The organism is Reichenbachiella agariperforans (assembly GCF_900142205.1).
Classification (GTDB): Bacteria; Bacteroidota; Bacteroidia; order Cytophagales; family Cyclobacteriaceae; genus Reichenbachiella; species Reichenbachiella agariperforans.
This window is the reverse complement of the sequence record NZ_FRAA01000003.1, coordinates 121,562-144,830: the sequence shown is the minus strand read 5'-3', so window position 1 is coordinate 144,830 and position 23,269 is coordinate 121,562. Positions and strand designations below refer to the sequence as shown.

The following is a 23,269-nucleotide window of genomic DNA, read 5'->3' as shown; positions in this document are numbered from 1 at the left end:
TCTCTACACATTTGCTCCATCTTGCTGCTCTAATTAATGAACATCAATATGCGTAAGATATTTGTATTGGCGCTGCTACTGTGTAGCGGTTTGGCCTTTGCTCAAGAGGGCTTTGTAAGAGTAGAAGGGTTAGGATTTGAGATTGACGGAAGCCCATATAAATACATTGGAACTAATTTTTGGTATGGAATGAATCTCGGGTCTACAGGTGAGGGAGGAGATAGAGACCGACTTAACCGCGAGCTGGATCGAATGACAGATATGGGATTAAAAAATCTCCGAGTGATGGCCGCTAGTGAAGGTGCTGAGGATAGCCCTTATCAGAACAAACCTATACTCCAGACTGCACCAGGTGTATACAATGAAGACTTGCTTGTTGGTTTGGACTATTTTCTCGTTGAGATGGGCAAGCGTGACATGAAGGCCGTGGTTTGTTTGGGTAATTTCTGGATGTGGAGTGGTGGTTTTCCGCAGTATGTGTCATGGGCTGATGGATCAGAAATTCCGTATCCAGATGTGATGGGGGGCGGTACTTGGGATCCATTTATCAATTATGCACAGTCTTTTTACAACAACAAGAAGGCGATGAAAATGTATTTTGATTTCGTCAAATTCATAATCAATCGTACCAATAGCATCAGCGGGGTAAAGTATAAGAACGATCCGACCATCATGGCATGGCAACTAGCGAACGAGCCCCGAGGATATAAACAAGTGCCTGCGTTTCGTGCATGGGTCAATCAAACCGCAAAGCTGATCAAGAAGCATGATAAGAAGCATCTGGTGTGCTTAGGTACAGAAGGAGATACAGCGGCAGACTACTCGGGCAACGACCTATATGAGGATAATCTATCACCTGATGTAGACTATGCGACTACTCACGTGTGGATACAGAACTGGGCGTGGTACGATCCTAAGAATGAGGCAAGTTATGAGGAAGCCAAACAACTCACTATTGAATATCTCGAAGGGCAACAAGAGAAAGCACGTAAGCTAGGCAAGCCGCTGGTAATCGAAGAGTTTGGTGTATCTAGAGATAATGGAGACTTTCGGAATACAGCACCGGTGAGCTACCGTGATGATTATTACGATTTTATATTCAACTATACACTCAATAGTATTAAGGCTGGAGGGATTATTCAAGGCTGTAATTTCTGGTCATGGGGAGGCGAAGGATGCCCCTCCGATCCTGGTCAGTTGTGGGAGAAAGGAGATGATCTGATAGGAGACCCTGCTCATGAGCTCCAAGGTTGGTATTCGGTATATGACACGGATGCTACCACCATCGAGGAGATCAAATCTGCGACATCTCAGTTAGAGGATTAATCGGAGGGTGATAGCCTGTTGGGTTTTTATCGCTCCGACCTTACCCGAAAGTGACTCGTTTCTACACCACTCTAGACTAAACGGTAATAGTTTTTTCTTGCGGTGGTATAGGCTTTTGAGATAGACTGCCCATTTTTACACAAACAAAATTGAGATGGAAATAGTATCTACAAATATTGCCACTTCGAGAACTATCGTTTGGAATGGTAAAGAGGAACAAACAGGCATCTACAAGGAGCCTACCGATCAGCCATTGTATCTGGGTAAGGCAGATGTGAAAGGAGATGCAGTTATCGATAGAAAATATCACGGTGGTGTGGACAAGGCCTGTTATTTGTACTCCGCAGATTACTATCCTTTTTGGAGAGAAAAATATCCAACCCTTGATTTACCTTATGGGATGTTTGGAGAGAATCTAACCGTAGCTGGTTTGGATGAAACGAAGATGATCTTAGGAGATGTCTATCAACTAGGAGAAGCTAAGGTGCAGATTTCAGAACCCAGACAGCCTTGCTACAAACTAGGTGTTCGTTTCGGAGATCAAGGAGTTCTAAAAGAATTCATCGCTGCTAAATACGCTGGTGTGTATCTACGGGTAATCGACGAAGGGCAAGTGCAAAAAGGTGATCAATTCGTTTTACTGGAGGCGGTTAAGGGAGGGTTGTCAATTGCCGATGTATTTGATCTAACCTATGGCCAGTACGCCGAACCCGAATTGCTGCGTACCCTTCTTAGTGATGAGTATTTGCCCTCAAAACTCCGAGAAAAATTGATTAAGAAACATAGTAAGTGATCATTGATCTATGCTTGGAGATCAGATCGAAAAACTATTTAGGGTTAATCGAGTTTGGATAGCGTGTCTTTGAGTAGTTTTTTGGTTTTCTCCCAGACGGTGTCTGGTTTTTTGTTGAGAAAGTCTGCGACGATGCGTCCCATCTCTGGTGTACGGAGGTAACCATAGGATTTGTGTGCATTGTTAGTTACCCAGTTTTTGTAATCATTGTCCACGAGATGATCGATGGGCTTGATCTCTTTGCTGTTAGGAGCGAAAAATTCTGCGAGCTCGTCGAATACAGCGAAATGGTCTTCTTTGTCCGAAAGATTATACCAGTTGTTGATCGACTCAGGTGTTGGGAGTAGAGTACCTTCTTTATAGTCCAGTTGGTGTTCATTGGCAATATTCTCTCTGATTAAGGGAAGACCTAATGGAGAACCCATCGATACAAAAGTATCTATCTCGTAGATGTTTTGTAGCAGATAGAGTACATCATAGGTGATGATAGACCCCATAGAATGCGCTACGATTAGGATGCGTTTGTGCCTGTTTTTGTATAGCAGTCGTCTGAGTCGGTTACGAATCAAGCTTTTAACGGGCAGTTGATCCATGAACTCAGCCTTCGTCTGATCTTCGTTATAGTAAGCGTCTAGGTCTTTGAAAGATTGTTTGACGACAAAATTGAAGGGTAGGCGGTAGTTGGCTAGTCCGTTTTTACTCAGAAAAGCGATTTCCTTCATCTTATTAAATCCCAATTTGGCGAGATGCCAAGGCGTGTAGCGTATCGTAGGAGTAGGGATGGGTTCAGCGATGTAGGGCTCCTCGATATGTAGATCGTGATCGGGGTTTTTAATGCGTGGATTGAGGGAATGCGGGTACATGATATCCGCCCAATACACCATCTCAAATTGAAATGTTTTGGGAGCTCCTTCGATTTTTTTGAGTCCCTCGACCAAAGCTTTTTTCCACCAAAGTTTGAGTGTTGCGTGAGAAGGCTTATTACCTAATCCATGTACACCCAGTATTAGGGTTTTGGGTTCTTTTCGCTTTTTGGTTTTGCTAAATAGCCGTTTGCTCGCCATGGGATTATAATACCGATTTGATTTTTTTCAACAGATAGTCTCTACCTAGTATCTCTGCGCAGGTGACCACCGAACTGATCGTAGCACCTAGGACGCCATGGAGGATGATGTTTTGCCCCGTGAAGTACATGTTTTTCATTTTAGTTTTGGTATTGATCTGGGATTTTAATGGGAAATTATGATCCCGAGAGATGCCATAGAGTGATCCTCCAGTTGTGTTGAGATAGTCTCGTTGCGTTAGAGGCGTGGAGGTATGGTAGCTCTTAATGTTTTTCCTGAGACCAGGAGAAAAGCCTTCCATTTTTTCTAGCAGGAATTGTGCTTTTAATTCCTTGAAATTTTGATAGCTTTCATCTCTGTCGCTTTCTTGAAGTGTCGTGTTGAAGGTGTTCATCCATGGCAACATCTCTTCCATTTTCATGTAGGCCATGACGGTGATTACACTGGCATACGCTGGGTTTTTGTTATCGGGGAGATAAAATACAGCAAAATCTTTCCCCCAATCTTCGGGCTTATAATTGGTCAGACCCCATACTTTATTCTCGTTAAAGTTATAGAAGTTGGAGTTGCGATATTTCACAGTTTGAGGCTTGAGTACCAGATAGAGTGTGAATACCGATACGGTATTTTCTAGTCCCGCGATCCTAGATGTATAGGATTTTCTCATAAGTCCCTGATCCATCATTTTGATAGTTTCAGTGGGATGGACATTGGAGATGAATAGGTCTGCTTTGATTTTTCGCCCATCGACTAACGTGACACTAGATACCGAAGTGTTATTGTGATCGATGGTTGCTACCTCGGCATTTCTGACAATGTTGCCTCCTCGTTCTTTGATTGAATAGTTGAGTGATCGACTAATTTGACTACCTCCATGGTGAAATTTGTAAGCACTCATCATATAAGAGTTGATGATGAGGGCGTGGACGTAAAACGGGGTTTTGTCTTCTTCCCCTGCGTAGAGAAGGTTGGATCCTGCGAGTACACGCTGTAGTTTTTCGTTAGAAGTATAGGTTCTAATGCGTTGGCTGGCTCCATCGTACATGTATTCAAGTTCGTTGGTTCTGGCAGGCATGTCATTGACATTGTACAGTGCGAATTTTTTACAGAGTGCTTTAATATCCGTTACATATCGATCTAAATTTTCTTTTTCGTCTGGAAAAAACTTGAGGAGTTGTTCCTTGAAGTTTTCGTAACCCTGTGCATGAGGATACTCGTTGCTGTCTCCGGCGAAGGTAATGACATCATAGGCGTTCTCATTCAGCTTCATGATATCAATGTCTTTGAATATATCGAGATACTTGAAGTAAGGGTGGAGCGGCTGACCTTCATCTAATCCACCGACATAGTGTACACCTGTGTCGAACTTTCCTCCGTCCCGTTTAAAGGTTTGGAGTGTCCCACCGATCTGTGCGTTTTTCTCCAATACACAGACGGATTTTCCTTCCATGGCTAGGATGAGGCCACAGGAGAGTCCCGCCATACCTGATCCTATAATGACTACATCGTATTTATCTTCTATCTTTTTCAATTGGCTAGCTGTCGTTTATCTACGAACCTTCTGGGCTTGCGACTTCCTTTGGGTAGGATTTCGCTGGCGATGTAGGCCGCGGTATTTTGTTCTAAAATCGGATTGACTCTCAGGCTTTGCTGTAGTAGTCGCTGCGCCTGATCTAATACATTGCGCTCCAGATGGTCTGGCAGTATCACTTTGAGTAGGTCTAGCCCTAGATCGTCTAGGGACAGTTCGATGATGTAATTGTCGATTTCGCTGATATGATTCAGAACGTTTTCGATCTGCTGCGGAAAAAGTGTAGTGCCTTTCCATTTGATCATCTGACCTTTTCTCCCTTCTACAGGGCCAAGCCGGCTCGTGTTGCGACCACAGCTACAAGTTTCTGTATGCAGACGAGCTAGATCGCCTGTTTTGTAGCGGAGCAGCGGCATGCCTTCGATTCCAAAAGGAGTGACCGTCACCTCACCGACTTCACCATCTGCTACGGGCTGATTCTGATCATCGAGTAGCTCTACGTGAACTAGTTCGGGTAGTAGATGTCCCCCTTGACCCGCTTCACATTCGGTAAAGGCTGTCGCCATTTCTGTACTGGCATAGGTAGAGTACAATTGTACATCCCAGATTTCCATCAGTTTTTGGTTGAGTGTATTGGGAGCAAAGGATGTGTCTTTAATCGGTTCGCCTATACAAACGATCTTTCGGATCGAGGTGCTTTTAGGATCTATTCCTTTAGAGAGTAGATAGTTGCCGAATTTGTAAGCGAATGAGGGAACTGCGATCAGTACGGTGGGTTGAAAGCGACGGATATTATCCAACTGAAAATCTGGATCACCGATACCCGATCGGATCACAGCAGCACCTAGTGCTGTCGCGCCTAAGTAGTAGGCGATACCCGCCATGAAACGCTTGTCTAGTGTCGTGGTGATCTGTATCACATCATCCGCAGTGATGCCACACATATTCAACGAACGTTTTTCGTTCCAAGTGAGCCGCTTTTGGTCTTCGAGTGTTAGCGCAATACTGATGGGATTGCCTAGCGTGCCGGAGGTGGTGACATATTCTACAACAGACCGTGGGCTGACTGCCTGAAAGTCTAGATTGTTCGTTTCGATCTCTTCTTTGGTCGTAACAGGGATTTTCGTGAGGTCATCTAGACTTGAGATATCTTCAAGTGTTATACCGCACTTATCTAGTTTGTCCCGATAGTGCTTGGCATGGGAGTAGGTGTACTTTAGGTGGGAGAGGAAGCACTCGTTTTGCAACTGTCGTATCTCTGATTTGGATAAATAATCTTGGTTTGGGTCTATCTCCACAATGCCTACTTAGTTATGATTAGGTAAGCCACAGCATGAGTACTCGTGTGACTTAATGATACAAATATGTCTTTCAGTTCTGATTTATCAAAATATCTTTTACTTCCTCCTAGTAGGTGAATAGAGGGGGCTCCTTCTGCATTGTTTTGTACTTCGATTTCTTTAAAATCTGCTCCTTCTGCCCACCCTGTCCCGAGCGCTTTCATATAGGCCTCTTTTGCGGCAAAACGAGCAGAGAAGTGCTGCTCTGGATGCCCCATTTTTTGGCAGTAGGCTATTTCTAGGGGTGTGAAAACCGTCTGTAGAAAAGGGAGGTTAAGAAGTTTTTTTTTGAATCGATCTGTTTCCACGATATCAGTACCTATTCCTGCTATCATGGGGTGAGCGTTTTGATTTGTTCTTTCATGAACGTTTCATCCTCTTTGTAGGCGATATTTTTGGTCAATCCCTCGCGATAGGCAGCGATGGCTTTTTCGTTTTGCCCTAGGCTAGCGTAGTAGTTGCCGACGAGTCGATGGGTTTCGTAGTAGGCAGGGTTCGTCTCTAGGAAGGTTTGGATTAGTGTACTGTCCATGGGTTGCTCTTTGGCCGTCTGGCGGATGATTTTGGCCTTGAGCTGCTTGAAGACTTTAAATGTCTGATAGCCTTCGCTAAAGTAAAACGGGTCAGCTGCGATAGAGAGTGAATCAATCGTAATATCGTTTTTTGTACCTGGCCATTGATCAAAGTCATTTAAATCATAGGTGTCAAAGACATTTTCCTGAAAAGGATAGTTGGAGACCCAAACGCGCTTCTTGACATTGTCAAAGAGAACTGCATGATGTGCGAGTAACTGGTTGATCGCTTTAGGATTGCCAATACCAAGGTCTTTATCCTTAATACCCGCTTGGTTGCGGAGGATTCCTGCGATGCCCTCTGTATTACATTTAGGGAGCTGGGCGGTGAGCTCTTTTGTACGGGTATAGCGATCTACAGATTCGGAGTTGATCATGTGTTCCTGATTGAGAGGAATATCTTTGAGTTCTTTACTTTGGTAGTGGTTGGTGACGATCAAGGTGTCTTCGGATGGGTAGAATACCCCAGTGTTTGTTGGGGACTTTTCTATCACAGCCATTTGTTTATCCTTCAGAGATGAGATAGTAAATAGCTCAGAGACAAAGCTGTCATAGCGATTTGCTATGGTTTTGGCTTCATCGATGGTGGCTGCATACTGTAAGATGTCTCTGGCAATAATAGAGACAGGAGTACCTGACTTAGTAGGGATCTCTGAGATGGCGGAGTTTAGTGTGATGCTAAGTCCATGTTCGTTCATCCCTGAGACGATACCACAGAATCCACCCCAAGTGACAGAGAGATACTTATAGCCCTCGGAAGGATTGCAGAGTAGTACGATTTTATTTTTGGCAAATTCATCACCAAAGTAGAAGTCGAAGTTTCGGCCGGACATCATTAGCTCTGTCGAGTCGTTGAAGTTCCATATTCCTACAGATGTACAACCGACTAAATGCATATTTTGTACGGCATGGCCTATGTCATGGGCAGCATGGTAGTTGATGATACGGTTGAATTTAGGGCCGATGTAGTCATATTCGTCGGAGAAGAATTCAGATATACCATATATTTCCTGACGGTACTCTTCGGGAATGTATTGATCTAGGTCTCGGTTAAACCATGATATGCCTAGTATGAGCATTTTTCGGAGAAACCATGAGGAGACGTTTCTGTCGATTTCATCCACGAATACTTTTTCTTGATCCTGAATCAGCTGTTGATGGAGGATACCGATCGTACGACCTCTGTCGTAGGCACTCCCTTCGATATAGCTCTCCCAGTTACCGTATTTATTTTGCTTGAGCCATGAGTTTCCCAGCGCATAGTGATGCTCCGCGATCATTTCTAACTGTGACGAATGCACAGTAGAGACAGGGAGTGTGGGCGTATCGTAGATGACACGTTGTACAAACCAGATAGCACTGAGGGTAGATATCACCGAGAGTACGATTAAAAATATATAACGCTTTTTCAATAGTATTTTTTAGTTTTGGACAAAATCTAGACTAGCCTTATCTATTGCAAAGATACCAAAGCGCAATTTTAGCGATTTCATCTCTAATCATTGATCTATTGGAGATGAATAGAAGCGGAATAGTCGGGGAAAAATAACAAAAAATGACGGATGTATTGGTGATAGGAGCTGGTCCAGCAGGTAGTGTAGCAGCAGCGTATTTAGTGAATCAGGGTTTTAGTGTGACTGTGGTTGAGAAATCAAAGTTTCCGCGATTTACGATCGGTGAGAGTTTGTTACCCTTGAGTATGGAACACTTCGAAGAAGTGGGTATGCTGGATGCATTGAAGGCTGCGAATTTTGAAGTAAAGTCAGGTGCGTTATTTGTTCGAAAGGATGACGAAATGGATATTTCGTTTGATGAAAATTTCACCCCAGGTTGGACTTGGACTTGGCAGGTGCCACGAGATGAGTTCGACCACATCCTTGCCAAGGAAGCTGAGAAGAAAGGCGCTAATTTCAAATACGAGTCAACTATTGCTTCTATAGATTTTCAAGAAGATAAAGTTGTCACGGAGATAGAGGATGGCGGTAAAGTTGAGACGCACGAGTTTAGATATGTATTGGACTCTAGTGGTAATGCTGGCGTGTTATCCAAAATGCTCAACTTTGATATCGACTATGCAGAGACGGGCAGGTGTTCGCTTTTTACTCAGGTGAAAGAGACCAACCGTGAGGAATTCAAACGACCACTCCGCATTACTTTTGAGGTTCTGGAGCAGGATCTATGGTATTGGGTGATCCCATTTTCTAATGGCAATACTTCGTTAGGTTTTGTAGGGAATAAGAAATGGTTCGATATTCCAGCAGCGGATAAGAATGATTTGTTTCGTAAGATGATGGAGAAATCCGAGCATTTCATTGAGCGATTTGAGGGCAAAGAATTTTTGTATGACGTGCGAGGAGCGGATGATTACACCAATTCTTCTACACAGTTGTATGGTCATCGTTTTGCACTGGCTGGTAATACTACGGGGTTCATCGATCCTGTGTTTTCGTCAGGAGTAGCGATCGCTACAGAGTCCGCGATGCGTAGTGCAAAGTTGATCGAACGAGAATTAAATGGAGAAAAACCTGACTGGGATAAGGAGTATGTGCAGCATATGAAACAAGCCACAGAGGTATTCAAGGCAGTCGTAGACACTTGGTACAATGGGGAGTTACAAAAAATATTTTTTCATTCCGAAATCAAGGTGGAAATAAAAAAACAACTGACCTCAATTTTGGCTGGTTATGTTTGGGATTTGACCAATCCTTTTGTGAAACGAAACCGGAAGCTTATTAAGACTGTGGCTCATGTGGTAGATATGGAAGTAGATGCTGCTTCTGAAAAGTCTAAATAACCCAATTAGATTTTATACATCCTAGTCAATATTTTGGAGGTGTTTTCGTTAAGTGAATATTAGCCCGATTGGGCTTTTTTATTCACCTATACTAGATTCTTTATGTTTAAATCTAAACTTCCGTTCGTAGTGATATTCATTTCACTCACCGCACTTAGTAGTGCGTGTAAAGTCAAAGATTCTATAGAAGATGATCTGTTTGGCTGCAATGGTTATGATACAGAGATTAACAGCCTTTTAGAAGAGTTGACTGCTGCACAGACTGCATATACCAATGATCCTACAACCTCGACATGCAATAGCTATGTATCCGCTATGGATACTTATGTCACTGAAGTGTATGAATATCTCGATTGCATCCCCGGTGCTCAAAAGCAAGCTTATCGTGATGGTTTAGATCAATGGAATACGAGTCTCGATGAGACTCGAGACAGCTGTGATGCGCTATAAATTTATAGTTGTTATTTCAACTTACAAGCCAATATGGTGTGGTAGCTATCACCGATGAGTGCGTGGGTTTCGATGATTTGCATACCTGCTTTGTCTATCAGTTCCTTGAAAGTCTCCAGTTTGTACATCTTACTGTTGCCATTCGCGATACATGTAAAGTATAGTGAAGTAGCGACCAGAGAGTAGGTGGCAGCTTCATAGGGCTGATTATCAATGAAAGGCTCCATGATGTAAATGGTCGTATCCTTGGTAGATGCCTGTGCGCAGTTGAGTAGGATCACTAAGATTTCCTCTTCTGAGAAACAGTCTAAGAACTGACTCATCCAGATGACGTCAGCTCCCTGTGGAATTTTTTGTGTGGTGTCTAGCAGGTTGATGGGATGAAACTCAATTCTGTCCTGTAGGTTGTTATCAGCGATGTTCTTTTTTGCCATTTCGATCTGCCCTGGTAGATCCAAAATTTTAATATTCACATCAGAATCATAACCGCAGCATTTGATAGACCACTTGCCCGTGTTGCCACCTATATCGAACAGCTTACCTGGTTTGTTTTTGAATACAATCTCTAACGCAGAGTCAAAAGCATCTTGAGAATAGAAGTGATCAAACTCCAACCATGATTTTCTGACTGGCTTCTCTAGCTTAGATAAACCTTCGTACACGGTGTCCCATTCACCAAATACTTTGAGTCCAGCTGGCTTGTTCGTTGCGAGTGATTCTTCGAGATATTTAGATCCGTCGTAGCATACATCATTGACGAAGTTCATATTGACACGAGTCAACTCATCACGCAATAGGAAAAAACCAATCTTCGAGAGAGATAATTTTCCCTCCTTGGTTTCGATGATATCCATCACTTCAGCGGTTTCTAACATAACCTCTACCGAGTACTTACTAATGCCTAGATCTTCAATGATTTCAGCTTGGGTAGCATTCCCTCTTTTTTTGTAGATGTACTCCATGACACCTAGGTTTTTCATCGCCATGATGGCTTGGAAAGTTATTGGGGCAAAAGCAATTTTTTGTGCTTCGTATTTAGCGTCTATTGCGGATATATTCATGTGTGATTCTGTCAATCTACTCTCTTAAAAACTATCAAGACGAAAAGATAAGTCGATCTGTCTTTCTAGTCACACAAATAAGCCATGATATTTTGATAAATCGTGAAAAACAAGATTAGATTCTGATTAGAGTTATGTCTCTTGTGGTGAGTTTTATGCCGTTTTTAGTTTCTGTTTAGGAAAGGAGGATTGGTTATTTACTAGTGTATTAATAAGTGTTAAAACGTTGGTTATGAGTGATTAATCGACTACCTTTAAATGGAGGAAATAGTACTCAATTGTGGAAGTGGTAAATGTGCTTATGTGATTATTATAGTGCATTTTTCTGATCAAAGTGATTTGATTTTTTGACTGATTTACTAAACATAGAACGCCTGTTCTAAAACCAAAAGCATGATGAACAATCCCGATGAAATAACCCTAGATGTATTTGGAAAAATCCTCTATGCCCTAGCTATGGCAGATGGAGGTATCCAGAAAGAAGAAAGAGAAGCCTTGCAAAAGATGGTTGATCAAGATGACTGGGCGCACCGCATCAAATTGTCCTTTGATGCGGCGATGAATCTAGAGATGGATCCCAAAATGGTATTCTATAAAAACATGCGGATATTTCAGACTTTGAAGACTGATGTACACATGCCTTACTTCCTAGACTTGATGAATCGTATGGCCAACGCCTACGAAGGAATCGTACCAGAGGAACGTGCTCTGATCGAGAATTTTAACCATAAAGTGAATCAATCATCAGTTCTTGTTTAGAATGGTGATTTATAGTGTGAGGTCTTGAATTTCTTGATGCAATATACCAGCGGACCATTTGAGCTCACCGATGGATTTGCCATACTTTGCACGAAGTTCGATCAATTTGAGCTCACTTTCTAGCTTTTTGTTTTCACGACTATTGAGTAGGAATACCGAGCTTTCTCCATTGTTAAACTTGATTTGCTCTGCCACTAGGAGTCTTTGGTAGTTGGCGAGGATCTCTTCCTGTTGTGCTATCATTTGATTGAGAGTAAGCACCTTGTTGTAGGATTGTCGGACTTTGTTTAGCGTTTGTCTCGTTTTTTCATCAATCATTAATTCATTCTCCTGAATTTTTAGTTTTGTGCTTTGCAGTTTTGCACGCTCCTTTCTTACCAAAATCGGGAACTCGAATTGAAAGCCTAATTTGTAGTTGTTGTTAAAGTAGGTGTCATATTCATTGTCCTGCTGATGTAACAAAAAGTTGTAATTCACATCCAAAACAGGTTTGATCTGTTCTACACTCAGTTTACGATCCAGTTCTAGAATTTCATTTTTTAGGGTCAACTTCTTTAGATTAGGATGCGAAGCTAATATTTGCTCTTCGAGTGCTACAAAATCCAATAGCGTGTTTTGGGTAGCATACTTGGGTTCGAACATGTCTATCTCTAGACTATCCGACCAAATATAGTTGTTCATGTACAGTGTACTGTTTTGTAGTTGCATCTGCGCGTCTCTGTGTAGGTTTTGCCATTTTTGGACTTGAATTAGTGTTTCTAAAGAGTCTACTGCTGCGTTTTCTCCATTGGCTACAGATTCTTTGATTGCCTCGAAACGATTGCGCATTAAAGTCAAGTTGTTTTGTACTACGACGTACTTCTGATGAAACTCGTACCACCACCAAAAGGCATGGTTAGCATCATACAACAGGTTGTTTAACACCAGAACGGATTCATTCATGTATTGCTGCTCTTCATAGCGACTTTTTTGTAGGTTGATCTTTCGAGGATTATGGATCAAACCTTGTCCTAGCGGTACTGAGATCCCTGCATAGTATAATCCATCTGTGGGGACATTGTGCTCCGGGTTTAGATATGTTCCGCTGTTTCTTTCATACCCTGCCTTAAAGTCCACGTTGAGTAAGGTGGGCATCTCCAAGTAACTATTCCATAGGTTGTAATAGTCCTTTCCGTTGTATTCTTTGCTATTATAACTTGAAGAGAGCTTCGGGTCAAATTGACCTTTTGCTTGTTGGATCGCTAACTCTCCACGTTGGTTGAGTAGTCGGGCTTGACGAGCCACAGGATGGTTATTGACCACCATTTGATAGAAATCATCAAGGGAAAGTACTTGATTTGACTCTTGGGCATGAACTGAATGGGTCAGCTGTATGAGCAGTGTTGAAACGAAAAATAGTATGATACGATTCATTTTACCTTACCTTTTTTAGCTTTTGGTTCTTTCAATTGTTCATTGATATAAAAATCGGGAGGAAAACCATTGAGGTTTCGCCACATTTCGTACCAGATAGGGACATTTTTGAGTAAAGAGATGCCATAGGCACCAGACCCTATCCTGAGCAATTGTGGCCATTCGGGCGAGTCAGGGTCTGGAGATACCAATACTCTAAACTCACCGTTGGCAGTAGCGGCTTTGTCATAGGCGACCACTCGGCCCGTGTAGGTTCCAAAGGAGAGGTTGGGCCAGCCACTGAAAACCAAAGCAGGCCATCCATCAAATTGGATCTGTACTTTTCGCCCTTCCTCTACTAGAGGTAAATCGATGGGTCGAATGTACATTTGAAGGGCTAAATCGTAATCCGATGGGATAAAACTGAAAATGGGGTCTCCTTCTTTGACTGTCTCACCTATTCCAGTGGTGATGGCTCTGGTGACATACCCGTCTTGTGGGGCTTTGATATAGTAGAATCCAGAACGCTGTGTATAGTTGGACTGCTGAATGGACAGTTTGTTGTAGTCGCTCTCTGCCTCCAAGGACATGGAAACTGCAGACATGAGGTCGGATTGTGCTTTGGCGATTTTCTCTTGAAACTCCCCTTGGATGGTATTGATATTGAGTTGTGCGTTGATTAGTTCGTTTTGACTCGTGAACCATTTGTTTTGGTAGGAAGTTTTTTTATTGACGGCTTCTTGTAGCTTTTGTCTTCGTTGTTCTAGTTCTGTTAGGGATTTTAATCCTTGTTCATACAGCTTCTCTTGTCGGGCAAATTGTTTTTGGGCTATGTCTAGATTGATGATCGCAGTTTCGTATTCTATGCTGTCCGAATTCACCTTTAGACGCTGTTGACTTAGATAGTTCTTCGCTTGTTTGAGTTTCAGTTTTTGGTTGTTTTCTAGTGCATCAATTTGATTTCTAAGTGCCTCTGCTTTACTTTTATAGGATGTGATTGAAGCTTCCTTGGCATTGGTTTGGTTCTTGGATTTTTCGATGAGGTCTGGATCGAGGTATTCTGATTTCATCTCAGAGATGAAGATGATTGTGTCTCCTTTAGCGACGAACTGTCCTTCTCTGACGAACCATTTTTCGACGCGACCAGAGATCACCGAATGAATCTCTTGTTCCCGGTTTTCTGGTCTCAATGTTGTGAGTGTACCTCGTGCCCGTATGCTTTGAGTCCATGGGAGAAACAGCATTACAAATCCTAGGAAAAATAATACAGAAAGTAGCCGAACCAGTGTTCTAGAGGCTTTCGTACGCATGACCTCCTGATAGGAAGATTGGTTTTTGAGAATCTCATCTCTGTCGATCGAATTGTGTGATATATTGAGCATGATTCTTCCTTTAGATTATTGATGGTTTTTGTTCTTTGATATCGACTATGTTGCCTTTTTCCATGGTGACGATTTTGTCCGAATGGTTCATCATCAGTGGATCGTTGGTTACAGCTAGTAGTGTCCATGGTTGCTCTGGAGAGGTTAGGATCGTACTGATGAGTTTTCTGTCTGTGAATTCTAGCCCTTGCAGCGTGTTGTCCATGACGATGATTTTGGGTCTTTCGGCTATAGTACGGGCGAGGATGATTTTTTGTCGTACACTAGAGGATAGACCTTGACCTTCTGGTTGTATCATGGTGTTGAGCCCTTTGGTCAGCTCTTTGAAGTATTCGCTCAAGCCTACTTGCTTGATAGCCCAGAGTATATCCGCTGTGTCTATTTGCTTTTTTCCTACAGTGATGTTTTCAGCTAGTGTGCCATAGAATAAGTCTTGCATGCTAAGGTTGTCACCTATGACGGACCGAAAACTCATCGTATTTAGGTTGCTTAGCGGTACACCATTAAACATGATAGATCCATCGTAGTGACTGTATAAGCCTGATATGAGTGCTATTAACGTTGATTTTCCGGATTGATTTACTCCAGTGATACATACTTTTTCACCCGCTTCTACTTTCAGGTTGAGGTTCTGTATCGCAGGGGAGGTAGTAGAGGGGTAGGAAAAAGTAAGATTTGATAACTCTACTGAGATTTTCTTACCCACGGTCATGGCTTCTAGGTCTATTCCATCTTCATTTTCCATCTCTATATCGGTCACTTGTCCGAGCTTTTCGATTCCAGTGAGTACATCGTAGACGGTCTCCATACTGAGTATCAGTTTTTCGACAGAGCTGAGCACCAGTAGTATGATAATCTCAGAAGCCACAAATTGACCTAAATTGATTTCTTGATTGATGACCAATATGCTACCTAGGATCAGTAAGCCAGCGGTAATCACTGTTTTGAATCCTACGATATTAGAAAATTGGAGGATAAGTATATGGAAATGTTGTTTTCTGAATTTGAGATAGTTTCCTACATATTCATTCATCTTATCGATAGGTAGATCGGTTTTTCCTGCTAGTTTAAAAGTACCCATAACCCTTGCTAGCTCTTCCAACCAGTGTGCCACTTGATACTTGTATTTGGATTCAAGAATACTTGTTTTTAGACCTTTGGGGCCAGTTAGGAAAAAGATCAATGTAACAAGGCTAACGAGGGTAATACCAAAGAAAACAAAAAACGGATGGTAGAGCGATAGTAACAACAATCCGAAGATGATTTGCAAAGTAGAACTAGATACATCGATGAGGATTTTGGAAAGCCCTTTTTGGATATTAAGTGTATCAAAAAATCTATTCATAAGCTCAGGAGCATAGAATCCAGAGATAGACTCCATTTTGAACCGAGGGATGCGGTAGGCAAACTCGAAGGAAGAACGGGCAAAAATCCTGCGTTGTAGTAGTTCCGTGAGTGACAATTGTAGAATCTGAATGATTCCCGCTGCAGCTACACCTAGAACCACTATAAATATCAAAATACTAAGAGATGCAGAGTATTCGGCACTAATCACAAAACCTATAATAGCCTGAACTCCGAGCGGAAGTGATAGGTTGATCAGTCCATTGAATATGGCGTAGGCATAGATGATCAGGATCTCTCGCTTGTCTAGGGATAGCATTCTGAAAAGCCGTTTGAAAGGAGTCAGCTTAACTTCTTGGGAGCTCTGATTTTGGTTCATAGTGGTAGTGCTTTTCAGGTTTGTTGAGGTACGTTTTTCAATACTTTGAAAATCATATCTTCGATGAAATCATAGACTTGGACGTTGAGTGACTGCTCTTTCTTGGTCGATATTTCTGTCAAAGAAGGCAGGTGGTTGGCAAAGAACGTTTGCTGGTGAGTGGTCTCTAAGATGTTACTCACCAATGCATGAGGGTAGCCATATGTTGGATTGATTTCTATCAGTACTTCTGCGATTTTGTGACATAGTTTTTTGAAGCCTCTAAAGAGTCCCTGACTATTGATTTCATCTACTTGCTTGTTCAAGTAGGTTTTGTCAGACTCACTCATGACGACACGTCTCAGGGAGATTGTGTCAGTTCCACAGATAGTGATTTGAGACGTTTCGGTTTGACTATAACTGAGAATTTTGAGGATTTCTTTGAGCTTTTCCTCCGGAGTCCGAATATGGTGTGTCTGATAGTCGATTTGATATTCTAACCATGCCCAGTACCAGCGCGTGAGGTACAGCAACATCTTCAGTTTATTGTCAAAGTATCTATAGACTGAGGCTTCTGTCGATTTAATTTTTTCAGCTAGTTTTTTAAAAGTGAACTGTTCGAAACCGAGCTCGTTTAGGAGGGAAATGCTGGCTGAAATGATGTTTTTGCCAAGTTCCGTGGACTGAGGGTCTTTGTTGTAGTACTCTTCCTCTATAACAATTGAGATATCTAGCATGTTCCGATAGTAATTATTCGTGTAATAATAGTAATACTATTGTTTATGGAAGTGCTTTTGTGTTTAATTTTTTCAAAATTATGTATAAACAAAGAGAGCTTGTCACATATGTGACAAGCTCTCTTTGTTTTAAGGTCAAAGGAATTTGGTTAATTCTTGGAGAGAATAAATAGTGTGTTAGAAGATTTATCCGATTGTGACTCTATAGATAGGCTATAGTGATGATGCTCTGCCCATGCTTCTATTTCCCTTTTTTTTATGAAATGTAGCGCTCCATTGGTCTTGTTGAACTTGATTAATTGAGTAGACCATTTTTCCGATTTCTCTGTCCATTTGTGTTTTTCTTCTTGATCAGAAATGCCGTCTCTTATTAATAGGATTCCGCCAGGTTTTAGACCTTGATCACATTTAATTAGTAACTGTTGTTGTGACTCTGGAGATAGATAGTGGAGCGTATCTGCTAGTACTATGGCGTCTGCGTCTTGGATAGATGTTTCTTCTGCTTTGTCGACTGTGAATTCTACTTGGTCTGATTTCAAATAGCTATTTTGTGCTAAGGCTACTTTTTCATTATCATAGTCTACCCCAATAACGGTTCGCTCGTTATTTCTCAGCCATAGAAAGTAGCTTAAGTAACCATACCCACAGCCTAGGTCATAGATTCTTTTAGTCCCCGTTCCGATGAGTTGATGGTAGTGTTCGTAGTTGTTTTTTTCAAAGCGCCACTTTATTCGGAAATACCAAGGTAGTATAGGGCTTTTGTAATAAAAACTATACAGAAGTGGTGCATAGGCGTGATCGAGACAGGCTGTACTTTCAATATATGTCTTAAAGGCAGCTTTATAGTACGTAGATATTTTTTTTGTACGCTCACGATACCCTGATCCGAATTTCGGGTCGTTCCATGAGATACGTGGTAGGATGACTGTGTCACAGGGAGAGTCTTTGAAGTAGTACTCATTCTTAGGCATGACATAGCCATGCCCATACAGTAATATCGGTGTGATGTCTAGTTGGAGTTCTTCGGATAGGTAGAAGGCTCCTTTGTGAAATCTACCCATTGTGCCGTCTTCTGATCTTTTTCCTTCTGGGAAGATGGCTATGGTGTAGCCATCCGCTACGAGTTGGCGTAGCTTGGGTAGCTGATCCTCCATGTTTTGATAGGCTGGGATGTAGTCCGCGTAGCGAATCGCTGGTCCAAAGAGGGGAGAGTTATATACCCACTCGTTGACGAGCAGTACCATCTTGGGATGTAACCTAACCAATGCCAATATGTCAAAGAAGGATGTATGATTAGCGATGATAATCGATGGAGAGGCAAAATCCAGATTTTCCATTCCGATGTGGCGCTTTTTACTTTTCCACAGAATATCGAGTTGGAAACCTGATACTTTTTGGAGAATGCGATGCGTGCCTAGTTTTTTTGTTTCCGTAGAGAGAGGTAACATCTTTAGTCCAAAAGTCATCGCTACACTCAATAGACTACCGCCGATAAACATGCCATATCCCCAGATACTGAACAGAATATTGGCGATGGAATAGGGAGGTTTTCCCTCTTCGGTACGGTGACTGATTAGCATCCTGAAAAGTACCGGCTGGATAAAAAATGTGATGGGTACTATGATGCCAATCCCGATGATACTTAGCAGTGCGATGGATTGTAGCGCAGGATGTTTGGCGAATAGCAAAACGCCAGTACCTATGATGGTAGAGACGGAGGAGAGTACGATCCCTGTTTTATACTGTCCCATGACTTCTTTGCGGTACTTATAGCGATGCAGGAGTCCGTCCGTGACGAAGATGCTAAAGTCATCACCTAGACCGAAGATAAAGGTGGTCAGGATGATGTTGATGAAGTTGAATTTGACATCCAAAAGAGATGCCATGCCAAGTACCCAGATCCAGCTTAGCACCATGGGGATGAACGAAACGAGCGTCAGCTCGATATTGCCATAGATGAGTAGGAAGGCGATGAATACCGCCAATCCAGCATAGAGTAGTAGAAAATTGAAGTCGTCTTTGACGCTATCTACGATTTTGGTGACGATGCTCATATTGTCTATGAGTACGATGCCCGAAAGTGAGGCTAATTCTTGTTTGACACTGTCTACTTGATCGATCGGACAGACGACTGTAGTGAGGATTTCGGTGTGTTCTTCGTCTGTTAGCGTCATGTCGCTGAGGTTGTCACTACTTGCTATGAAATCGTTGAGGTCGTAGGTTTGATAATCGTTTTCTACCATGTCGTAGAACCTATCGAAATACTGTGGTTTCCAGTTTTGCTGCGTCGCTGCATTTTGAAATGAGTGCAAGAAAGGGGTTCTTTTTTGTTCCCAATAGCTGTTCCATCTTGCTATTCTCTCCTGTTGTTTTTCTTTGGATATTAGAAAAGGCGCAAGGGAAAAATGAGACTTGATGATGTTTTGGTTTTGTAGTTCATGTAGTTTGTCGGCGAGCTGCTCATTGTTCCATTCTGGGCTGTGGTCGTCAGCTGCGACGGAGAGCATAGTGAGGTGCTGTTCGGTAGTAGGATGGGTGTTGCGTAGTGCGATCTCCCGTTGCTGGAGTTCGTCGGGGTAGTAGTTGATTTTGCGCAGATCACTTTCGAACTGCACGTCTATGCCCATGTATAGCATCCAGCTTGTGAGGCCAATAAAAATGAACATACTCCATTTGCTAGGTATGCTTTGTCCTATTTTGATTTTAGCAAATAGTCGGTCAAGAGGATTGGTTTTTGTGAACTTGATACCTTTTTCAAAGCGGCGCAGAATCAAAGGCAGGGCTGTAAGTATAAAGAACAGCGTTCCTGCCAGACTCAGGGAGGTAAAAAGCCCAAAGTCATTCAACGTTTTAGAATCTGCAAATAGCAATGATAGAAATGCGACGATGGTCGTGCCAGCACTGATCAGGAGTGGGAACATGGTTTCATCTCGGCTCTTTACGGCATTTCCATTCTCTTTAAAGTGAGTAAAAAAATGAAACGAATAATCCGCCACAATACCGAACACAATGGCACTGGCAGCCAGTGCTAGCCCAGAAATTTGCCCTTGAATCAGGTAGATGAATGCTGCAGCAGTGAGGATGCCAAACACACCTGGGACAAGAAATAATACTAGAATGATTGCTTTGCGGTAGTAATAGGCTAGTAATAGGATGATAGCCACTACTGCGATAGTTACCGTGAGATGGACGTCTTTTTTGATTTGCTCAGCATTTTCATCCGCGACTAAGAAAGTGCCAAAGTAGTCTAGCGTATGCGCATCATGAGTCTGGTTCCACTGTGCTACGAGACTGTCTAGTGTATGCGCCGCAGATCGGTTGGCTGCACTGTTGGCCATGTCAAATGTTGCCCGTCCTTTGATGAGTAGCTTGCTTCGGTCTTGAATCAAAAAGTAGCCATTACTCTGGATGATGTCATCTGTCATCTGTAGCTGCCCAAACCGTGCCAGTGCCAGATGAGAAAAGCCTAGTGGGTCGTCTAGCAGTTGTCTTCTTTGACCTATCCCTTCTGGGGACATGAGGGTTTTCTTGTTGTCGGTGAGCTTTTGCGTGATGTAGCTTGGTGCGATAAGACTGTCGAGCTGGGTGTAGTCTTTTTCTTCTAGGTAGATGGGGAGGTTGTCTTGTATCAGCTGGATGAAACTTTCAGGGTCTATGTCGTTCTGATATTGTATGTTTTGGATCAGAGCTGTTTGTTGGATTTGTTTCGAAAGGTCAGAGGCTATTGGTTCTATCTCATCAATTGTCATATTGATTGGAATGTCCAGCGAAAATACGACGATACTTTTTTGCTTGTCTATCCACGATTGTATGCTGGAGTTTTGATCATGACCTGGCAAGGTTTGATCTAAATTTTCACCTATCTGTAGGTGAAACAACCCGTATAGACCTGCAAAAAAAATACAAACAATAAGAAGGGGGATCAGAAATCTATTAAGAGACATATTAGCGAATTGGCTGTTTCTTTTTTTGAGTTTACAATATTAAAGGATACACATTGAAAAAGTCATAATTGGGTAGACTAAACTAGGAGCTGACAATTAATTAATTAGATTTGTCAGTTAGCAAAAATAAGGTTCGAATTTTTAGATAAAATTACGCTAGTTGGTAAGGCTTACAATTGAAAAAATAGAAGAGATATTCGATAGGAACAGTGACTATCGACTAGATTCTGATCAGAAAGAAAGGATTGAAAAGTCCTATACCTTCCTGAAGGATTTCTCTAAAGATAAGGTGATATATGGGATCAACACAGGCTTTGGCCCGATGGCTCAGTATAGAATATCAGACGATAAACTAGAGGAACTCCAATACAATTTGATCCACAGTCACAGCAATGGGACAGGGGCTTATTTGGAAGAGGAGTATGCTAGGATCGTGATGATCTGTCGATTGAATACGCTATCTCTCGGTTTTTCGGGAGTGAGTTTACAGTATCTTGAGACTTTGGAGCAGTTTATACAGCACGACATTATTTCATGTATCCCTGTACATGGTGGTGTAGGGGCGAGTGGTGATCTTGTGCAGTTGGCACATGTAGCGTATACGCTCATAGGACACGGCAAGGTCTACTACAAAGGTGAAATTGTAGAGACTTCCGAGGCGTTAAAAGCGACAGGTATATCACCTGCTAAACTCAAGCTGAGAGATGGGCTAGGAGCAATTAATGGAACCTCCTGTATGTCGGGTATTGCAGCGGTCAACCTCATCAAAGCAAAGAAGTTAATTGGATGGGCGATACACGCTTCGTCCATCATGAACGAACTCACATCCTCTTACGACGATTCGTTTTCATCAGAACTCAATGCAGCCAAGCTTCACCGTGGACAGCAAAAGGTTGCTAGTATTATGCGGGACTTGGTGAAGGATGGTAGTGTACTGAAGGAGCGAAATGCCCATCTTTTTAACCAAGACCATATCAAGGGACAAGAGTACTTTTCCGAAAAAGTACAGGAGTATTATTCGCTGCGCTGCGTGCCGCAAATTATAGGACCTGTGTTAGATACGTGGGAGTATTGCAAGCAGATCGTAGAGGATGAGGTGAACTCTGCCAATGACAATCCTATCATCTGCACCGATACCCAAAATGTCTACCATGGAGGGAACTTTCATGGGGACTACATCGCACTAGAGATGGATAAATTAAAGATTGCCATCACCAAGCTAAGTATGCTGATGGAGCGTCAGATCAACTTCTTGATGAACTCTAAGCTGAACCAGATTTTTCCTCCATTCCTGAATATGGAAAAGCTGGGGTTCAATTTTGGTCTTCAAGGCATGCAGTTTACTGCGGTCTCTACGACAGCTGAGAATCAGACACTATCGAACCCGATGTATGTACATAGTATACCGAACAATGGTGATAATCAAGACATCGTCAGTATGGGGACTAACGCTGCTGTGATGACGCAGAAAGTAATCGATAATTCTTTCGAGGTGTTGACGATTTTGATGATCTCAATTTCTCAAGCTATCGATTTGACGAATAAGATTGATCAGAAAGCACCATCAACGAGAAGTTTTTACAATTTTGTAAGGACTGAGGTTCCAACCCTGACTAAAGACGTAGCGTTGCATACGCATCAGTTGGAGCTGAAAAAGAAATTGTTAAATACAGAAAAGGATTTGTTTTGAAAAAATGCGCACTCGTAACAGGAGGATCTAGAGGTATAGGTAGAGCGGTAGCTGTAGCCTTGGCAGCAGATTTAGGATTACATGTGATAATCAACTATGCATCGAATGATGATGCAGCCAACGAAACCAAAAGACTTATCGAGGAAAAGGGCGGGACTGCCGAATTGCTCAAATTTCAGGTGCAGGATCATGCTGAAGTGGAGGCTAAGTTAAGTACTTGGCTTAAAAATAACCCAGAGTCCAAAGTCCATGTTCTAGTCAATAACGCAGGGATCACCAGAGACAACCTGATGGTGTTCATGGAAGAAAGTGATTTCGACGATGTGGTACAGACGAGTTTGAAGGGCATGTATAATGTGACTAGGCATTTGCTTCAGCACTTTGTACGAAACAGGTCAGGGCGTGTCATCAATATGGCCTCCCTATCTGGACTTAAAGGAGTTCCAGGTCAGGTTAATTATTCTGCGGCTAAGGGCGGAATGATCGCCGCTACCAAGGCATTGGCTCAGGAAGTGGCCAAGCGAAAAATCACCGTCAATGCAGTAGCTCCTGGGTTTATTACCAGTGATATGACCGAAGATTTGAATGAGGATGAACTGAAAAAGCTCGTTCCAATGAATCGCTTTGGTCAAGTACAAGAAGTTGCTGATTTGGTGTCGTTTTTGGCTTCAGATAAAGCGGCCTATATCACTGGAGAAGTTATCAATATAAACGGAGGATTGTATTCCTAAT

General features: G+C 42.4%; 18 protein-coding genes. 7 read left to right on the top strand and 11 right to left on the bottom strand.

Annotation, left to right across the window (positions count from 1 at the left end; translation table 11 throughout):
• The first annotated feature begins 48 nt into the window (after positions 1-48).
• Both BUB99_RS09885 and BUB99_RS09880 read left to right on the top strand, forming a co-directional pair.
• On the top strand, positions 49-1,326 hold the full coding sequence (locus tag BUB99_RS09885) for a glycoside hydrolase 5 family protein (RefSeq protein ID WP_170863772.1): 1,278 nt from the start codon (positions 49-51) through the stop codon (positions 1,324-1,326).
• 154 nt (positions 1,327-1,480) lie between these two features.
• The gene (locus BUB99_RS09880; RefSeq protein ID WP_073122045.1) at positions 1,481-2,119 is read left to right on the top strand and encodes an MOSC domain-containing protein; all 639 of its coding nucleotides are present in this window, start codon (positions 1,481-1,483) and stop codon (positions 2,117-2,119) included.
• A gap of 44 nt (positions 2,120-2,163) precedes the next feature.
• Here BUB99_RS09880 and BUB99_RS09875 read toward each other — a convergent pair whose 3' ends face one another.
• From BUB99_RS09875 to BUB99_RS09855, 5 genes are read right to left on the bottom strand one after another with little or no spacing between them, the layout of a single operon-like run.
• Complete coding sequence (locus BUB99_RS09875) at positions 2,164-3,183, bottom strand: lipase family protein (RefSeq protein ID WP_073122043.1); 1,020 nt, start codon at positions 3,181-3,183, stop codon at positions 2,164-2,166.
• Positions 3,184-3,187: 4 nt separating this feature from the next.
• Positions 3,188-4,714: a phytoene desaturase family protein gene (locus tag BUB99_RS09870; protein WP_221407498.1), complete on the bottom strand. Its 1,527-nt coding sequence runs from the start codon at positions 4,712-4,714 to the stop codon at positions 3,188-3,190.
• Positions 4,711-6,012 carry a phenylacetate--CoA ligase family protein gene (locus tag BUB99_RS09865; protein WP_073122041.1) on the bottom strand — a complete coding sequence of 434 codons (1,302 nt, stop codon included), beginning with the start codon at positions 6,010-6,012 and terminating at the stop codon, positions 4,711-4,713. The genes BUB99_RS09870 and BUB99_RS09865 overlap by 4 nt, the downstream gene beginning before the upstream one ends.
• A 5-nt stretch (positions 6,013-6,017) precedes the next feature.
• Positions 6,018-6,389: a holo-ACP synthase gene (acpS, locus tag BUB99_RS09860; protein ID WP_073122039.1), complete on the bottom strand. Its 372-nt coding sequence runs from the start codon at positions 6,387-6,389 to the stop codon at positions 6,018-6,020.
• Positions 6,386-8,038: a C45 family peptidase gene (locus BUB99_RS09855; RefSeq protein ID WP_084190483.1), complete on the bottom strand. Its 1,653-nt coding sequence runs from the start codon at positions 8,036-8,038 to the stop codon at positions 6,386-6,388. The genes acpS and BUB99_RS09855 overlap by 4 nt, the downstream gene beginning before the upstream one ends.
• Positions 8,039-8,181: 143 nt before the next feature.
• Between BUB99_RS09855 and BUB99_RS09850 the strand changes: the two genes are divergently transcribed.
• Entirely contained in the window at positions 8,182-9,420 is a 1,239-nt protein-coding gene (locus tag BUB99_RS09850) for an NAD(P)/FAD-dependent oxidoreductase (protein WP_073122035.1), read from the top strand.
• A gap of 102 nt (positions 9,421-9,522) precedes the next feature.
• The gene (locus tag BUB99_RS09845; RefSeq protein ID WP_073122033.1) at positions 9,523-9,870 is read left to right on the top strand and encodes a hypothetical protein; all 348 of its coding nucleotides are present in this window, start codon (positions 9,523-9,525) and stop codon (positions 9,868-9,870) included.
• 11 nt (positions 9,871-9,881) lie between these two features.
• Here BUB99_RS09845 and BUB99_RS09840 read toward each other — a convergent pair whose 3' ends face one another.
• Complete coding sequence (locus BUB99_RS09840; protein WP_073122031.1) at positions 9,882-10,931, bottom strand: class I SAM-dependent methyltransferase; 1,050 nt, start codon at positions 10,929-10,931, stop codon at positions 9,882-9,884.
• A 393-nt stretch (positions 10,932-11,324) separates the two neighbouring features.
• On the opposite strand from BUB99_RS09840, the gene BUB99_RS09835 reads away from it, so the two are divergent.
• Complete coding sequence (locus BUB99_RS09835; protein ID WP_073122029.1) at positions 11,325-11,690, top strand: hypothetical protein; 366 nt, start codon at positions 11,325-11,327, stop codon at positions 11,688-11,690.
• A gap of 9 nt (positions 11,691-11,699) precedes the next feature.
• Here BUB99_RS09835 and BUB99_RS09830 read toward each other — a convergent pair whose 3' ends face one another.
• From BUB99_RS09830 to BUB99_RS09810, 5 genes are all read right to left on the bottom strand, one after another.
• A complete protein-coding gene (locus BUB99_RS09830) occupies positions 11,700-13,103 on the bottom strand; it encodes a TolC family protein (protein ID WP_073122027.1) in 1,404 nt (467 codons plus the stop codon).
• Positions 13,100-14,464, bottom strand: a complete 1,365-nt coding sequence (locus BUB99_RS09825; protein ID WP_073122025.1) for an HlyD family secretion protein — start codon at positions 14,462-14,464, stop codon at positions 13,100-13,102. The genes BUB99_RS09830 and BUB99_RS09825 overlap by 4 nt, the downstream gene beginning before the upstream one ends.
• A 10-nt stretch (positions 14,465-14,474) precedes the next feature.
• A complete protein-coding gene (locus BUB99_RS09820) occupies positions 14,475-16,187 on the bottom strand; it encodes a peptidase domain-containing ABC transporter (RefSeq protein WP_073122023.1) in 1,713 nt (570 codons plus the stop codon).
• Between the two features lie 14 nt (positions 16,188-16,201).
• Positions 16,202-16,903 carry a TetR/AcrR family transcriptional regulator gene (locus BUB99_RS09815; protein WP_073122022.1) on the bottom strand — a complete coding sequence of 234 codons (702 nt, stop codon included), beginning with the start codon at positions 16,901-16,903 and terminating at the stop codon, positions 16,202-16,204.
• A gap of 149 nt (positions 16,904-17,052) precedes the next feature.
• Positions 17,053-20,847, bottom strand: coding sequence for a trifunctional MMPL family transporter/lysophospholipid acyltransferase/class I SAM-dependent methyltransferase (locus tag BUB99_RS09810; RefSeq protein ID WP_084190482.1), 3,795 nt, complete (start codon positions 20,845-20,847; stop codon positions 17,053-17,055).
• Positions 20,848-21,007: 160 nt separating this feature from the next.
• Here BUB99_RS09810 and BUB99_RS09805 point away from each other — a divergent pair, with 160 nt between their 5' ends.
• Together BUB99_RS09805 and fabG are read left to right on the top strand one after the other, a co-directional pair.
• A complete protein-coding gene (locus tag BUB99_RS09805; RefSeq protein ID WP_073122018.1) occupies positions 21,008-22,537 on the top strand; it encodes an HAL/PAL/TAL family ammonia-lyase in 1,530 nt (509 codons plus the stop codon).
• Entirely contained in the window at positions 22,534-23,268 is a 735-nt protein-coding gene (gene fabG / locus BUB99_RS09800; protein ID WP_073122016.1) for a 3-oxoacyl-ACP reductase FabG, read from the top strand. Before BUB99_RS09805 ends, fabG begins: the two co-directional genes overlap by 4 nt.
• The last annotated feature ends 1 nt before the right edge of the window (position 23,269 follow it).

What these genes read in the sequence shown, in the direction of transcription:
- BUB99_RS09885 (WP_170863772.1), top strand. Translation starts at nt 49, where the DNA reads ATGCGTAAGATATTTGTATTGGCGCTGCTACTGTGTAGCGGTTTGGCC.
- BUB99_RS09880 (WP_073122045.1), top strand. Translation starts at nt 1,481, where the DNA reads ATGGAAATAGTATCTACAAATATTGCCACTTCGAGAACTATCGTTTGG.
- BUB99_RS09875 (WP_073122043.1), bottom strand. Translation starts at nt 3,183, where the DNA reads ATGGCGAGCAAACGGCTATTTAGCAAAACCAAAAAGCGAAAAGAACCC.
- acpS (WP_073122039.1), bottom strand. Translation starts at nt 6,389, where the DNA reads ATGATAGCAGGAATAGGTACTGATATCGTGGAAACAGATCGATTCAAA.
- BUB99_RS09850 (WP_073122035.1), top strand. Translation starts at nt 8,182, where the DNA reads ATGACGGATGTATTGGTGATAGGAGCTGGTCCAGCAGGTAGTGTAGCA.
- BUB99_RS09845 (WP_073122033.1), top strand. Translation starts at nt 9,523, where the DNA reads ATGTTTAAATCTAAACTTCCGTTCGTAGTGATATTCATTTCACTCACC.
- BUB99_RS09840 (WP_073122031.1), bottom strand. Translation starts at nt 10,931, where the DNA reads ATGAATATATCCGCAATAGACGCTAAATACGAAGCACAAAAAATTGCT.
- BUB99_RS09835 (WP_073122029.1), top strand. Translation starts at nt 11,325, where the DNA reads ATGATGAACAATCCCGATGAAATAACCCTAGATGTATTTGGAAAAATC.
- BUB99_RS09830 (WP_073122027.1), bottom strand. Translation starts at nt 13,103, where the DNA reads ATGAATCGTATCATACTATTTTTCGTTTCAACACTGCTCATACAGCTG.
- BUB99_RS09825 (WP_073122025.1), bottom strand. Translation starts at nt 14,464, where the DNA reads ATGCTCAATATATCACACAATTCGATCGACAGAGATGAGATTCTCAAA.
- BUB99_RS09820 (WP_073122023.1), bottom strand. Translation starts at nt 16,187, where the DNA reads ATGAACCAAAATCAGAGCTCCCAAGAAGTTAAGCTGACTCCTTTCAAA.
- BUB99_RS09815 (WP_073122022.1), bottom strand. Translation starts at nt 16,903, where the DNA reads ATGCTAGATATCTCAATTGTTATAGAGGAAGAGTACTACAACAAAGAC.
- BUB99_RS09810 (WP_084190482.1), bottom strand. Translation starts at nt 20,847, where the DNA reads ATGTCTCTTAATAGATTTCTGATCCCCCTTCTTATTGTTTGTATTTTT.